Below are 14,696 nucleotides of genomic sequence, written 5' to 3' on the forward strand. Positions count from 1 at the left end.
AACGCCGAGATCGCGGCGAGACCGTAAACCAGAAGGGCGCGGGGGGAGCTCATTCCAGGGGCACGAGAAAAGGACAAGCAGAGCGAGCTTATCATGTCGTCCTCGGGTATCCACAGAATGTGCCGTCCCGGGGTGTGCTCTCCAGGACGCAGGAGCCCCCGTGGACGCGACGCCAGGGCGCATGTTCCGCGCGCGCGCCGAGCGCGGGTGCGCCTCGGCCGCCGGCGCTCCTGGCGCAAGCATGACGCCCATGTCGCGCCGAGCGCTGCGATGGCGATCGGCGAGGGCGGCATGGGACGGCGGCTACCGCGCCTCGATGTCGCGGGTGACCACGTTGCCCGCGCTGTCGTAGGCGCGCACCGCGAGCAGGTGAGATCCAGGCGGCACGAGGGCGCTGAGGTCCGCCTCGAACGGCTCCACCGGCTCGTCGAAGATGCCGTCGCTCGGGAAGATGGGCCGCCACTCCTCCAGGCCGGCGATCGAGACCTCGACGCGCGCGACCGGGCCGAGGCCGTCCGCCACCTCGCCGGTGAGCCGGCGCCCCTGCAGCGACAGCGCTCGGAACACCGGCGGCGTGTTGTCGACGAGGACGGTGCCCGACTCGAGGCTATGGCGCTGGGTGCGCTCGGGCGGGTTCGCCAGCTCGTCGCTCGCCTCGACGAGGATGCGGTACTCGCCCTCGGGGAGCGCGGTCGTGTCCCACACGTGCTCGGCGCGCGTCACCTTCTCGCCCGGCTTGAGCATGCTGCGCCAGGTCGACTGGCCCTCCATGCGGTACGAGAGGCGATAACGCAGGTCGTCCTGATCGGGGTTGTCGACCTTCCACGTCAGCTGGAGCGCGCTCACCGGCTTCGGCGCCTCCCCGCCGGACGGCGGGAGGTTCGTGCGAGGGGGCTTGGTCTGGCCCTTCGGCGCCGCCTCGATCGAGGTGACCACGGCGCGCGCGTTGTCGGTCACGAACGAGAGCTTCACCTCGCGGAGCGCGGCGCCCGGATCCCGGCTCCAGCGCGCGCGGATCTGGACGAAGCGCGCCGGCGGGCTCTTCGTGTCCCCCGGCGCGGCGAGCGCCGGGGACCACGGGCTCCAGGTGCTGTCCGGCGTGTCGGTGTTCCCGCTGCGCGTCTCGAGCTCCAGCGCGCCGTCGGAGCGCCACGTGAGGCGCCCGAACGCGGCCCGCAGCCCGGCGTCGAGCACCTTGCTCGTCCACACCGCCTCGGCGCCGCCGACGCCCTTCACCTCGTGGAAGACGGCGGGGTCGGTGGTCGCGACGAACCTGCGCTTCCCGGCCATCGCGAAGGCGCCGACCTGGCGCTCGTCGGTGTCGGCGACGAGCCGCGCCACGTGGTTGTCGCTCACGGTGTAGAGCTGGCCCTCGGCGCCGGTCCCGACGTAGGGCATGAGGTCGTCGCCGAGGCCGAGCGAGACGTAGTGCGTGTCGTCGTCGCTCATCATCTTCTCCGCGACGCCGCTCCGATCGAAGCGCACGAGCACGCCCTTGCCGGGCTTCGGCGCCCGCGTCGGCTGCGGGGTCGGCGGCCCGCTCCGGTTGCGCCTCGGGGCGGCGAACGCCTCGGCGTACTTGTTGGCGATGGCGTAGACCGCGCCGCCCTTCGCGCCCGGCGCGATCGCGATCGCCTTCACGTCGTCCGCGTCGAAGTCGTGGAGCACGGTCGCGCGGCCGGGCGCCGTGAGCTTGTAGAGGAGCGCCTTGCCGTTCGAGCCGGCGTAGACGGCGCCGTCGTCCGCGACCGCGACGCTCACGAGGTGCGGCTCGTCGCTGTCGAAGTACACCTGGGCCTTGCCCGCGGCGTCGACGCGGAACAGCCTGCCCTCGGAGCCGGTCGCGGCGTAGAGCGCCTTCGCCTTCGGGTCGTAGGCGAGCCCCCACACGTCCTCGGTCTGCGGGAGCTCGGCGAAGAGCTTGGCCGGGCCGCCGTTCCCGGCGCCGCGCGGCAAGCGGTACAGCTTGCCCTCGGGGAACGTGCCGGCGATGACGTCGCCGTCGAACGCGAGCGCGAGCGCGCTGACCGCCATCTGCCCGGTCGTCGCCGCGAGCGTCACCCGGCCGCCCGAGACGCTGTAGATCTTCCCCTCGTTGCCCGTGCCGAGCAGCACGGTGCCGTCGGGCAGCACCACGGAGCTCCAGACGGACGTCGCGTCCGGCAGCGGCGTCGCGGCGAGCGTCAGCCCGGCGCGCACGGTGCCGTTCGAGTCCACGCTGACGCCGGTGAGATCTCCGCCCTTGAGGTCCTCGAGCGACTTGAGCTCGAAGCTGCGCGTGCCGACCGCGTGGGCCGGGAGCGCCACGAGCCCCGCGGCGGCGAGGACGGCCGCGAGCAGCCGGCGCGGCGAGGAGAGGGCGTGAGGGCGAGACGAGAGGGGACGGGCAGAAGAGCGCTCTGTGCTCATGGGTCGCAGGAGGAGGGGGGTCAGGGCGGAGAGGAGGGAGGCGGGCGGCCGCGCGGTCAGCGAAGGATAGGCCGGACCTTGACGCTCACGGTGTCTTTCCCGACCATAAACCGCTTGAGGGAGATCGGCACCTGCACCTGCGCGCCGAAGGCCTCGGGCGCGTCGGAGTCGGAGCTCGGGCGCAGCGTGTCCATCGCGCCCGGGGGGAGCCTCGAGGCGACCTTGCCGCGGTACGCCGCGCCGTTCTCCCGGAGCTTGAACGTGGCGACGACGCTCTCCGCGTCGTGGTTCTGGAGCGGCAGCATCGCCACGAGCTCGGCGACGTTGTTGGGGGTCGCCATCGGGCGCTCGACCTCGTACCCGGGCGAGAGCTCGATATCCACCTGGCCGCCGGCGAGCTCGCGCGGGATCGGCACCTCGATGACGCGCGACTCCAGGGGGCCCTGGTGGGGCTGGAGATCCAGGCGGATGCGCGCGGGCGCGCCCGCGTCGATCTCGGGCTCGAGCACCTTGGCGCCGCGCAGGAGGACGACCTCGCGGTCGAACGTGACCTTCACGCGGGTGTCGACGCGCTCGATCGCGACCTCCTCCCACGGGTTGTTGAGGAGCGCCCCCATCGACCGGACGAGCCGGCTGCGGACGAAGTCGTCGGCGGTGAGCGGGGCGCCGTTGCCGGCGCCGAAGTCGACGAGCGAGATCGTGCCGTAGCGCCCGATCTTCAGCTGGCTCACCGCGCGCCAGGTCATGTCCCGCCGCTCGGCCGTGGTCGCCTCGACGGCGTTGCCGAGCGCCATCGACACGAAGGAGGGCGCGAGGAACTGGTCGTGCGCGACCTCCACGTTCCACGTCGGGTGCGGGGCGCCGTTCACGCCGTCGATCTGGACGCGCATCGGGAAGACCGGCGCCTTGGCCGCGCTGTCGACCACGATCGCGGCCTGCCGATCGTTGACCAGCGAGCCGACCGTGCGCACCGCCTCGCCGATCTTGAAGCTGCGGTTCTGGCTCGCGAGGATCCAGTGGACCTGGGCGATCGCGGTGGGGAGGTTCGTGACGCCGCCGTTCATCATCGGGTGGCCGAACGCGACGAGCTTGTCGCCGGACACGCGCGTGACCGTGCCGATGCCCATGGCGGAGATGTCGCCGCGCACGAGCTCGACGCCGATCGCGCCGCCGTCGACGTACTTGGTCGGCGCGCCCGGATCGGGGTTCGCGGACGAGCCGCCGCCGGCCTGCATCGGCTCGAGCCCCATGGGGCCGAGCAGGTCGCTGGCGATGCGCAGCGACGTGCCGCCGAGCCCGCCGAGCATCACCGGCGTCGAGGCGCGCGCGAGGCTCGTCGCCTCGGGCGGGGCGAGCGCCGGCGCGACGCGCGCGGCGAGCTGGCTGGCGTGGCCGGCGAGATCGTAGGCGTCGACGGGCCCCGCGAAGCCGCGGCCCCCGTGCAGGCGGGCCGGCGCGGCGGCCCGAGGCGGCGCGCCGCCGATGGCGCTCACCGGGGCGGGCAGCGGGCCGCCGACCTTCGGGGCGATCGCCCGCGGGAGCGGCCGCGCGAGCTCGTCGAGCATCGATTTGATCGGGGTGACGCCGGCGATCGCCTCGGCGCCGAAGAGCCAGCCGTACGCGTAGGCGCCGATCATCTTGCCGTTCAGGTAGATCGGGCTGCCGCTCATCCCGGCCACGGTGCGGGCGATCTCGAGGCGCGGGTGCTGGGTCTTGATGAGGATGAGGTCCTGGTTCGGGCGGAAATTGCGGAGGGTGGAGATGACCTCGACGTCGAACTTCTCGGGCGTGGTGCCGGAGAAGACGGTGAGGCCGTATCCCTTCATTCCCGGCTTCACCTCGGCGACCGGCAGCGTGTCGGGCGGCGTGGAGATCGCGTGCGCCGCGCCGAGGCCGACAGCGACGCTGCACGCGGCGCCGGCGAGCAGGCTCATGGGGATGAGGCGCCCCTCGCGCTCGACGAGGGCGCGCGCCGCGCCGGCGATCGCCGACCCGAAGCGGGTCGCGAGGGGGACGGCGCGCGCGGCGAGGAAGGAATCCGGACGAAAACACGGGATGTCGCGCAGGGGCACGGGCCAAGCTTAGCCCGGATTTGCGAGCGCGACAGAGCCGGGGCGCGCGGCGCGCGGGAGGGGCGCCGGGCCGCCCTCTCCACGTTCCCGCGTCGCTGATTTCCAGGGGCGTGGCGCGCCGGCGACGCTAGGCTTCGCCCCGTGAAGGATATCGCGGCGACCGCGACGCTCATCCTGGCGTTCGCCACCTGGGTCACCACCCACGTCGCGCTGGCAGCGCGGCTCATGCTCCGCAGCGCGCCTCGATGGCGCGGGCTCGTCGCGCTCGTGGTGCCGCCGCTCGCGCCGATGTACGGGTTCCGGCAGGGGTGGCGCCGGATGAGCACCCTGTGGCTGGTGTGGCTCATCGTGTACGTGCTCGCGCTCCTCGTCGCGCGGGCGTGATGAGGGCGGCGTGATCGCGGACGAAATGGCTGGAATGACGGCGAAGCGGCGCCCGGGCGCGCCGCCCGCGCTCGTCGTGGGCACGATGAACTTCGGCGGCCGCACGCCGCCCGAGGAGGCCGAGCGCATCGTGGGCCGCGCGCTCGAGCGCGGGATCGCCGCGTTCGACACGGCCAACCTCTACCAGGACGGCGCGTCCGAGCGGATCCTCGGCCGGGCGCTGCGCGGCCGCCGGGCCGAGGCGCAGATCGCCACCAAGGTCGGCCTCCGCCGGATCCGGGGCAAGGCCGAGGGGCTCGGGCGCGCGCAGGTGATCCGCGCCGTCGAGGAGAGCCTCGGGCGCCTCGGCACCGACCGCGTCGACGTCTGCTACCTCCACGCGCCGGACCCGGAGACGCCCGTCGAGGAGACGCTCGCGGCGATCGATGCGCTGCTGGAGCAGGGGAAGATCCTGCGCTTCGGGGTCAGCAACCACGCCTCGTGGCAGATCCTGGAGATCATCGCGCGCCGCGACGCCGAGGGGAAGGCGCGCCCCGCGGTCTCGCAGGTGCTCTACAACGCGCTGATCCGCCAGCTCGACCTCGAGTACGCCGCGTTCGCGCGGCGGTATTCGGTGCCCACCGCGGTGTACAACCCGCTCGCGGGCGGGCTCCTGACCGGGCGGCACGCGGGGCCGGACGCGGCGCAGGCGGGCTCGCGCTTCGAGGGCAACCGCCTCTACCAGCGCCGGTACTGGAGCGCGCGGATGTTCGAGCTCGCCGCCGGCTACGCGGCCGTGGCCGCCGACGAGGGGATGAGCCTGCTCGCGCTGTCGTACGCCTGGCTCACGGGGCGCGAGGTGGTCGACTCCGTCGTGGTCGGCCCGACTCTGGCCGAGCACCTCGACGCGGCCGCCGACGCGATGGCGCGCCCGCTCTCGCCGGAGGCGGCGCGGCGCATGGACGCGCTCTACCGCGATCACCTAGGCACCGACGCGAGCTACGCGCGATGAGCGACGACACGACGAGCGATCGCGCCGCGAGCGACGGCGCCGCGAGCGGCCGCGCGGGCGACTTCCTGCTGCCCGAGGCCAGGGCGCTCGACCTCGCGGGACCCCTCGCCGACTACGCCGCGCGCGGGTACGCCCGGCTCGGGCGCGTGATGACCGACGCGGGGCTCGCCGCGCTCCGCGCGCGCTCGGACGACCTGATGCTCGGGCGCGTGACGTACCCTGGGCTCTTCTTCCAGCACGACGCCGCGTCCGGACGCTACGAGGACCTGCCCTACGGCAAGGGCTACGAGGGGCCGAGCACGTCGTACCGGAAGCTCGAGAAGCTCGAGAAGGACCCGCTGTTCCTCGCCTGGATCGAGAACCCGCTCTTCGAGCGGATCGCGCGCTCGCTCATCCAGGGGGAGATCTCGATCTACCGGGCCGTGCTCTTCAACAAGGCCGCGTCCGGCGGGACGCCGCTGCCCTGGCACCAGGACGGCGGCAGCTACTGGGGGCTCGATCGCGACCCCGAGCTGCAGATCTGGACGGCGCTCGACGACGCCCCCGCGGACGGCGGCTGCGTGGAGGTGCTGGAAGGCAGCCACCTCGGCGGGCTCGCGACGCCGCTCGGCGGCGTCGTCCCGGGCGCGGTCGTGCGCGCCGCCGACGCCGACGCCCGCAAGATCGCGCTGCCGGCGGCCGCGGGCGAGGCCCTGCTGATCCACAACTACCTCTGGCATTGCTCCGGGGCGAACCGGAGCGGCCGGCCTCGGCGGGCCGTCACCGTCTGTTACATGAGCAGGGCGACCCGCTGCCTCAGGAAGAAAAGGGCGCCGCGCGCGTTCACCCCGGTGTTCTGAGCTCCCCGCGGTACGGCGGGCGCGGCGGCCGCGGCGGCCCCTCCCCGACCGGCCGCCGTCCCCCCGGCGCGCGCTTCGCCTGATGTTTCCGCTCCTTTTTCGATCCAGCGCCGGGCCGGCGCCGCCCGCGCATCCGTAAGGACAAACGCCGGCAGCCGCGGCAAGTTGCCGCACCCAGCGGCGACCTGCCGCTCCGTGGGGCTTCAGTTATCCACAGCGGCAATCTGCCGCGGTCACGCGGCACTTTGCCGTCTTGTCGCACCCCGCCAGCAAGCCATAACTGGGCCGCGCGTCGCTCCCGACGCACCACACAACCCTATGGCTCGGTTCCTGTTCCCACGATGGGCCAACAAAGTGGTGCCCCTGGGGCTGCTCTTCGGAGTTCTGCCCCTCGGCGCCGCTGTGATCGGCGGATTCTGGTACTACGGTACCAACAAACACCTCGAGGTCGGGTATCAGCCGGATCAACCGGTTGACTACTCGCACAAGCTGCACGCCGGCGACCTCGGTATCGACTGCCGTTACTGCCACAACACAGTGGAGGTCTCCGGCTTCGCCGCCGTTCCACCGACCGAGACGTGCATGAATTGTCACGCCAAGGTGCGGAGGGACAGCGAAAAGCTCCTGCTCGTTCAGGAGAGCTGGGCGAACGATCAACCCATTCCCTGGGTGCGCGTCCACAACCTGCCCGACTATGCCTATTTCGACCACTCGGCCCATCTGGCCGCAGGGGTCGGCTGCGTGAGCTGTCACGGCCGCATCGACCAGATGCACAAGGTCCGGCAGGTCGCGCCGCTCACGATGGGATGGTGCCTGGACTGCCACCGCAATCCGGGCCCCCACCTCCGCAATCCCGCCGACGTCACCAAGATGGATATGGCGCCCTCGACGGCCGTCATGGCGGGCGCCGGGGTCCCCCCGAACCCGGAACCTTATCAAGATCGCGTGCCAGCGGTCACTACCTCCGGGCGGCAGGTGCAGGCGCCGCTCCACTGCTCGGGGTGCCACCGATGAAACGAACTCCCCTCCCCCTCGCCCAGGACATCTCTGGAAAGACCTACTGGCGCAGCTTGAACGAGCTCGCCGGCTCGCCCGACTTCGTCGATGCGCTCGGGCGCGAGTTCCCTCCGGCCGCGTTCGAGCCGCCGGAGGGCGTCGGGCGGCGCACCTTCCTCAGCCTCATGGGCGCGTCGCTCGCCCTCGGCGGCCTCGTGGGCTGCCGCAGGCCCGTCGAGCAGATCCTGCCGTACTCGCGCGCCCCGGAGGAGGTCATCCCCGGCCAGCCGCTCTTCTTCGCGACCGCGCTGCCGATGATGGGCACGGCCTTCGGCGTCCTCGTCGAGAGCCACGAGGGGCGCCCCACCAAGATCGAGGGCAACCCGAAGCACCCCGAGAGCCTGGGCGCGACCACCATCTACACCCAGGCCGCGGTCCTCGACCTCTACGATCCCGACCGCAGCAAGTCGCCGCGCGAGGGCGCGGCCGAGAAGTCCTGGGACGACGCGGCGGCGTTCCTGCGCGAGCAGGGCGACAAGCTCCGCGGCCGCGGCGGCAAGGGGCTCACGATCCTGACCGAGGCGCACAGGTCGCCCACCCTGGCCGCGCGCCTTGCCGACCTCCGCAAGACGCTGCCCGAGGCGCGCGTCGTCCGGTACGAGCCGTTCTCGCGCGACGCCGCCCGCGAGGGCGCGCGGCTCGCGTTCGGCAAGCCGCTCGAGACCACGCTCGACCTGGCGAAGGCGCGCGTCATCGTCGCGCTCGACGCCGACCTGTTCGGCACCGACGGCAGCCCCGTCAAGCAGGCGCGCGCGTTCGCCGCGGGCCGCGCGGTCGACAAGGACCCGAAGGCGATGAACCGCCTCTACGCGGTCGAGAGCACCTTCACGATCACCGGCGCGTCGGCAGATCACCGGCTCCGGATCCAGAGCCGCAAGATCCCCGCCTTCGCCTTCGCGCTCGCCGCCGAGCTCGGCAAGCGCGGGGTCGCGCTCGACGCGGAGCTGCTGAAGGCGATCGAGGGCAAGGCCGGCGGGCTCGACGCGAAGGCGACCCGCCACGTCGCCGCCATCGCCGCCGATCTCGCGGCGAACCGCGGGCAAGGCGCGGTCGTGGTCGGGCGCTCGCTGCCGAAGGAGGTCCACGCCCTCGCGCACCTCATCAACCTCGCCCTCGACAACACCGGCAAGGCCGTCCGGCTCGTCGCGCCGTTCGACGAGTCGCGCGAGGGCCCCGAGGCGCTCGTCGAGCTCGCGCGCGCCATCGAGAAGAACGAGGTCGAGACGCTGATCATCCTCGGCGGCAACCCGGCGTTCGACGCGCCCGCGGACGCGCGCTTCGCCGACGCGCTCGCCAAGGTGCCCGTGAGCGTGCACGTCTCGACGCACGTCGACGAGACGAGCGAGCGCTCCCGCTGGCACCTGAACCGCGCCCACCCGCTGGAGTCGTGGAGCGACGTCCGGGCGGAGGACGGGACGGCCAGCGTCGTGCAGCCGCTCATCGCGCCGATCTTCGGCGGCAGGACCGACGCCGAGATCATCGAGCTTCTGCTCGGCGGCTCGCGGACCGCGTACGACCTCGTGCGGGCGACCTGGCTGAACGCCGAGGGCGCGAAGCGCACCGAGCAGGACCTCCGCCGCGCGCTGCACGACGGCCTCTTCGCGGGGACCGCGCTCGCGGACGAGCAGGTGACCGCCACGACGCAGGCCGCGGTCGACGCGCTGCGGGCGTTCGCGCCCGCCGCGGCCGAGGGCCTGGAGGTGACCTTCCGGCCCGACATGCACGCGTGGGACGGGCGGTTCGCGAACAACGGGTGGCTCCAGGAGCTGCCCCACCCGATGACCAAGCTCACCTGGGGCAGCGGCGCGAACCTCTCGCCGTCCACGGCGGCGCGGCTCGGCGTGAAGGACGGCGACGTCGTCACGCTGTCGGGCGGCGGCGCCCAGGTCCGGATCCCCGTCGTCGTCGCGCCGGGGCAGGCGGACGACTCGGTGGCGATCGGCGTCGGCCAGGGCCGGCGCGCGGCGCTCCGGGTCGGGCGCGGCGTCGGCGTCGACACGACGCCGCTCCGCAAGAGCGACGCCTTCGAGCTCGCCGGCGGCTTCTCGCTGGAGAGGACCGGCGAGAAGGTGGAGCTCGCGCGGACGCAGGAGCACTTCGTCATGGAGGGCCGCCCGCTCGCGCGCGAGGGGACGCTCGCCGAGCTCGAGAACGACCCGGAGTTCGCGAAGAAGCAGGTCCACGTGCCGCCGCTCCTCAGCCTGTTCCAGGAGCCGAACCGCCGGCAGGGGCACGCCTGGGGCATGAGCATCGACCTCAACGCCTGCATCGGGTGCAACGCGTGCGTGGTCGCCTGCCAGGCCGAGAACAACATCCCGGTCGTGGGCGCCGACGGCGTGCGCCAGACGCGCGAGATGCACTGGCTGCGGGTCGATCGCTACTTCCAGGGGACGAACCCGGACGAGCCGGAGAGCATCCAGCAGCCGCTCCCCTGCCAGCACTGCGAGAACGCGCCGTGCGAGCAGGTGTGCCCGGTCGCCGCCACGACGCACAGCCCCGAGGGGCTGAACGACATGGCGTACAACCGCTGCGTCGGCACGAAGTACTGCGCCAACAACTGCCCGTACAAGGTCCGCCGCTTCAACTTCTTCGAATACGGCCAGCCGGACTCGGAGTCGCGGAAGATGCAGTTCAACCCCAACGTCACCGTCCGATCGCGGGGCGTCATGGAGAAGTGCACCTTCTGCGTGCAGCGGATCAACCACGCCAAGATCGACGCGAAGCGAGAGGGGCGGGAGCACATCAAGGACGGCGAGATCGTGACCGCGTGCCAGGGCGCCTGCCCGACGCAGGCCATCGTCTTCGGCGACCTCAACGACCAGAACAGCCAGGTGTCCGTGACGTCCGCGAGCCCGCGCGGTTACCGGATGCTTGACGAGATCAACACAAAGCCGCGGGTCACCTACCTCGCCAGGATCCGCAACAAGAACCCGGAGCTCGCCGACGCATGAGCGCCACTGCACCCCTCCAGGTCGATCACCCCCGGATCTCCGACCGCGCTGCCCTCTTGGACGAGGCGCCGCTCGTGCAGGGGAAGGACGACTTCCGTTCCCTCACCGACAAGGTCGCGGGGATCGTGCTCAACAAGCCGCCCTCGGGGTGGCTCATCCTGTTCTGCCTCGCCGTCAGCCTCCTGCTCGTCCTCGGCGGCTCGCTCGTCCACCTCGTCGGGACCGGCATCGGTATCTGGGGGCTGAACACCACGGTCAACTGGGCGTGGGACATCACCGGCTTCGTGTTCTGGGTCGGTATCGGCCACGCCGGCACGCTCATCAGCGCCATCCTCTTCCTCTTCCGCCAGAAGTGGAGGACGAGCATCAACCGCGCGGCGGAGGCGATGACGATCTTCGCCGTCGCGTGCGCCGCCATCTACCCGGTGGCCCACCTGGGCCGGATCTGGTTCGCCCACTGGCTGTTCCCGATCCCGAACCAGATGAGCATCTGGCCGAACTTCAAGAGCCCGCTGCTCTGGGACGTGTTCGCCGTCTCGACCTACGCGACGGTCTCGGCCCTCTTCTGGTTCGTCGGGCTCATCCCCGACCTCGCCACGCTCCGCGACCGGGCCACGACGCGGACGAAGCAGATCGTCTTCGGCATCCTCTGCCTCGGGTGGCGCGGCTCGCACCGGCACTGGCTGCACTACGAGAAGGCCTACCTCATCTTCGCCGGCCTCTCGACGCCGCTCGTGCTCAGCGTGCACACGATCGTGTCGTTCGACTTCGCGGTCTCGATCGTCCCCGGCTGGCACACCACCATCTTCCCGCCGTACTTCGTCGCCGGCGCCATCTTCAGCGGGTTCGCGATGGTCGTCACGCTGATGGTGTTCGCGCGCAAGGCGTTCGGTCTCCAGGGCCTGATCACCATCCGGCACCTCGAGAACATGAACAAGGTCATCGTCGCGACGGGCACCATGGTCGGCTACGCGTACGGCATGGAGCTCTTCATCGCGTGGTACAGCGGCAACGCCTACGAGCGGTTCGCCTTCGCGAACCGCATCCTCGGGCCGTACGCCTGGGCGTATTGGACCATGGTGAGCTGCAACGTCATCTTCCCGCAGCTCTTCTGGTTCAAGAAGGTGCGCACCAGCATCCCCGCGATGTTCATCATCTCGATCCTGGTCAACATCGGGATGTGGTTCGAGCGCTTCGTCATCATCGTGACGAGCCTCCACCGCGACTTCCTCCCGTCCAGCTGGACCTACTTCCGCCCGACCATCTGGGACATGTCGACGTTCTTCGGCTCGTTCGGCCTCTTCTTCACCCTCTTCCTGCTGTTCGTCCGCTACCTCCCGATGGTCGCGATCAGCGAGGTGAAGGGGATCACGCCGGCGGCCGATCCTCACGGCTCGCACAGCAACGACGAGGCTCATCATGCAGCGTGACAGCGACCCTCCGAGCCGGAAGCGCTCCGGGGAGCCTGCCTCGGCCGAGGAGGCAGGAGAGCTCAAGGACTCCGATCGCGAAAGCCAGCCCGGCGACGACGAGGCGCAGGGCTTCGTGCCCAAGGACGAGGCGGAGTACGACAAGCCCCACGCGGAGGGGCCGCACGGGAAGGCCGCGCTCGGGCTCGAGCGCAAGCTGGAGCACCGGGCCGAGGAGGCAGCGGCCGCGGCGTCGGCCCCCTACGCGCTGATGGGCTACTTCTCGACCCCGGCGGACATCTACCACGCGTGCGAGGCGCTCCGGGACGCGGGCTACAGCCGCTTCGACGCGCACACGCCCTTCCCCGTGCACGGGCTGGAGAAGGCGATGGGGCTCAAGCCGACGCCGCTGCCGTGGCTCGTGCTCGGCGGCGGCGCGACGGGGCTCATCAGCGCCATCCTGCTCGCCTGGTACACGCAGCTCCACGACTATCCGCTCATCATCAGCGGCAAGCCGTCGTTCTCGTACCAGGCCTTCATCCCGATCTTCTTCGAGCTCACGGTCCTCTTCGCGGCGCTCACGTGCTTCTTCTCGCTCTTCGCGCTCGGGCGCCTGCCGTCGTTCTTCCACCCCACCATGACGCACCCCTCATTTCCGCGCGCGACCGACGACGCCTTCTTCATCAGCGTCGAGGTGAGCGACCCGAAGTTCGATGCCACGGAGACGCGCAACCTCCTCCAGCGCGTAGGCGCGCAGGGCATCAGGGAGGTCTCCTCGTGAACCGCTGGTGTATTCCCCTCCTCGTCGTCCTCGCGGGCTGTCGAGGACAGGCGAGCAGCGACCCGCCGATCCACGTCTTCGGGGACATGGACTGGCAGCCCAAGTTCCAGCCCGAGGAGGGCACGCGCCTCTTCGCCGACGGCCGGGCGATGCGGCCGCTCGTGCAGGGCACGGTGCACCAGGGGGCGCTCGACGAGAGCGACGCCTACCGCACCGGCAAGGACGGCGAGGCGTTCCTGGCGATGGCGCCCATCACCGTCGACGAGACGGTGATCCGGCGCGGCCAGGACCGCTTCAACATCTACTGCGCGCCCTGCCACGACCAGAGCGGCAGCGGGCAGGGCATGGTGGTGAAGCGCGGGTACCCGCCGCCCATCGACCTCGCGTCCGACCGGGCGCGCGGCCTGCCCGACGGCGAGATCTTCAACGTCATCACGAACGGCGTGCGGAACATGCCGGCATATCGGAAGCAGATCCCGGTCAAGGACCGGTGGGCGATCGTCACGTGGGTGCGCGTCCTGCAGCAAAGCCAGCACGGGCGCATCGACGATGTCCCCGAGGCCCAGCGGAGCAACATCGCGAAGGAGAGCGGAACTCCATGAAGTCCCACGGAAGTGCTCTGGCCGAGGACGCGAAGGTCCTCGATAAGGCGGTCGCGAAGCGGCTCGTCTCGAGGAGCATGGTGCTCGCCGTCGTCGGCGTGGCGCTCTCGGCGCTGGCGGCGATCGTCGACGCGAAGCGCTTCGCGTTCTCGTACCTCACCGGCTTCACCTGGCTCGTGACGATCGGGCTCGGCGCGCTGTTCTTCGTGATCATCCAGCACCTGACGCGCGCGCGCTGGTCCGCGGCCGCGCGCCGCCACATGGAGTGGATGAGCGGCGTCCTGCCGGCGTGCGTCGTGCTGTTCCTCCCGATCGCGGTGCTCGCCCACGACGTCTACCACCACTGGATGGGGCCCGAGGCCGCGAACGATCACGTGCTCCACGAGAAGGCGGCGTACCTGAACCCGACCTTCTTCTACATCCGCGCCGCGGTGTTCCTCGCGGCGTGGACGGGCCTCGCGCTCTGGTTCATCAAGACCTCCCGCGCGCAGGACGAGAGCGCCGATTTCCGCCCGACCGCGAAGATGCGGGCCAGCAGCGCCCCGGCCGTCATCGTCTTCGCCCTGACCCTCTCGTTCGCGGCGTTCGACTGGCTGATGAGCATCGACCCGCACTGGTACTCGACGATCTTCGGCGTCTACGTGTTCGCCGGCGCGGCCACGAGCTCCCTCTCGGCGCTCGCGCTGATCACGATCGCGCTCCACAAGGCGGGGCTCCTGCGCAAGGTGAGCAACGTCGAGCGCCAGCACGACATCGGCAAGCTCCTCTTCGGCTTCGTCATTTTCTGGGCCTACATCGCGTTCTCGCAGTTCTTGCTGATCTGGTACGCCAACATCCCGGAGGAGACGATCTTCTATCGTCACCGCTGGGAGGGCTCGTGGAAGGTCGTGAGCCTGGCCCTCTTGTTCGGCCACTTCGTCGTGCCGTTCCTCGTCCTCCTGTCGCGGCACGCCAAGCGGAGCCCGCTGGTCCTCGGGGCGGCGTCGGTGCTCCTCCTCGTGATGCACTACGTCGACCTCTACTGGCTGGTCATGCCGAACATGGATCACCACGGCGCGCACCTGAGCTGGATCGACCTCGCCGGCTTGCTCGGCCCGCTGGGCGTGGGAGCGTGGATGCTCTCCCTTCAAGCGGCCAAGAGCCCGCTGTATCCTCTGAACGACCCGCACCTTGCCGAAGCGGCTCGGATCGACAACCCGTAA

The 14,696-nt window shown here is 71.1% G+C and carries 11 protein-coding genes; 9 read left to right on the forward strand and 2 right to left on the reverse strand.

The genetic code is table 11. From position 1 onward, the window contains the following. Positions 1-303 precede the first annotated feature (303 nt). Together WME98_RS14825 and WME98_RS14830 are read right to left on the reverse strand one after the other, a co-directional pair. On the reverse strand, positions 304-2,409 hold the full coding sequence (locus tag WME98_RS14825) for a hypothetical protein (RefSeq protein ID WP_437951889.1): 2,106 nt from the start codon (positions 2,407-2,409) through the stop codon (positions 304-306). Positions 2,410-2,465: 56 nt separating this feature from the next. Continuing rightward, positions 2,466-4,481 (reverse strand): SpoIVB peptidase S55 domain-containing protein, encoded by a 2,016-nt coding sequence (locus tag WME98_RS14830; protein ID WP_437951890.1) that lies wholly within the window; start codon positions 4,479-4,481, stop codon positions 2,466-2,468. Positions 4,482-4,622: 141 nt separating this feature from the next. Here WME98_RS14830 and WME98_RS14835 point away from each other — a divergent pair, with 141 nt between their 5' ends. From WME98_RS14835 to WME98_RS14875, 9 genes are all read left to right on the forward strand, one after another. Beyond that, positions 4,623-4,865, forward strand: coding sequence for a hypothetical protein (locus WME98_RS14835; protein WP_061629779.1), 243 nt, complete (start codon positions 4,623-4,625; stop codon positions 4,863-4,865). Between the two features lie 10 nt (positions 4,866-4,875). Then, entirely contained in the window at positions 4,876-5,856 is a 981-nt protein-coding gene (locus WME98_RS14840; RefSeq protein ID WP_437951891.1) for an aldo/keto reductase, read from the forward strand. After that, positions 5,853-6,695, forward strand: a complete 843-nt coding sequence (locus WME98_RS14845) for a phytanoyl-CoA dioxygenase family protein (RefSeq protein WP_437951892.1) — start codon at positions 5,853-5,855, stop codon at positions 6,693-6,695. The genes WME98_RS14840 and WME98_RS14845 overlap by 4 nt, the downstream gene beginning before the upstream one ends. Before the next feature lie 318 nt (positions 6,696-7,013). Then, on the forward strand, positions 7,014-7,709 hold the full coding sequence (locus tag WME98_RS14850; protein ID WP_437333882.1) for a cytochrome c3 family protein: 696 nt from the start codon (positions 7,014-7,016) through the stop codon (positions 7,707-7,709). Then, complete coding sequence (locus WME98_RS14855; protein WP_437951893.1) at positions 7,706-10,702, forward strand: TAT-variant-translocated molybdopterin oxidoreductase; 2,997 nt, start codon at positions 7,706-7,708, stop codon at positions 10,700-10,702. Before WME98_RS14850 ends, WME98_RS14855 begins: the two co-directional genes overlap by 4 nt. After that, a complete protein-coding gene (gene nrfD / locus WME98_RS14860; RefSeq protein WP_061629775.1) occupies positions 10,699-12,132 on the forward strand; it encodes an NrfD/PsrC family molybdoenzyme membrane anchor subunit in 1,434 nt (477 codons plus the stop codon). Before WME98_RS14855 ends, nrfD begins: the two co-directional genes overlap by 4 nt. Then, the gene (locus WME98_RS14865) at positions 12,122-12,892 is read left to right on the forward strand and encodes a DUF3341 domain-containing protein (protein ID WP_437951894.1); all 771 of its coding nucleotides are present in this window, start codon (positions 12,122-12,124) and stop codon (positions 12,890-12,892) included. The genes nrfD and WME98_RS14865 overlap by 11 nt, the downstream gene beginning before the upstream one ends. Then, positions 12,889-13,494, forward strand: a complete 606-nt coding sequence (locus WME98_RS14870; protein ID WP_061629773.1) for a c-type cytochrome — start codon at positions 12,889-12,891, stop codon at positions 13,492-13,494. Before WME98_RS14865 ends, WME98_RS14870 begins: the two co-directional genes overlap by 4 nt. Further along, on the forward strand, positions 13,491-14,696 hold the full coding sequence (locus tag WME98_RS14875; RefSeq protein WP_061629772.1) for a hypothetical protein: 1,206 nt from the start codon (positions 13,491-13,493) through the stop codon (positions 14,694-14,696). Before WME98_RS14870 ends, WME98_RS14875 begins: the two co-directional genes overlap by 4 nt.

Source organism: Sorangium sp. So ce296 (genome assembly GCF_051529605.1).
GTDB lineage: Bacteria > Myxococcota_A > Polyangia > Polyangiales > Polyangiaceae > Sorangium > Sorangium cellulosum_D.

Excerpts from the sequence above, each read along its gene's own strand:
- WME98_RS14825 (WP_437951889.1), bottom strand. The coding sequence starts at position 2,409 with ATGAGCACAGAGCGCTCTTCTGCCCGTCCCCTCTCGTCTCGCCCTCAC.
- WME98_RS14845 (WP_437951892.1), top strand. The coding sequence starts at position 5,853 with ATGAGCGACGACACGACGAGCGATCGCGCCGCGAGCGACGGCGCCGCG.
- WME98_RS14850 (WP_437333882.1), top strand. The coding sequence starts at position 7,014 with ATGGCTCGGTTCCTGTTCCCACGATGGGCCAACAAAGTGGTGCCCCTG.
- WME98_RS14855 (WP_437951893.1), top strand. The coding sequence starts at position 7,706 with ATGAAACGAACTCCCCTCCCCCTCGCCCAGGACATCTCTGGAAAGACC.
- nrfD (WP_061629775.1), top strand. The coding sequence starts at position 10,699 with ATGAGCGCCACTGCACCCCTCCAGGTCGATCACCCCCGGATCTCCGAC.
- WME98_RS14865 (WP_437951894.1), top strand. The coding sequence starts at position 12,122 with ATGCAGCGTGACAGCGACCCTCCGAGCCGGAAGCGCTCCGGGGAGCCT.
- WME98_RS14875 (WP_061629772.1), top strand. The coding sequence starts at position 13,491 with ATGAAGTCCCACGGAAGTGCTCTGGCCGAGGACGCGAAGGTCCTCGAT.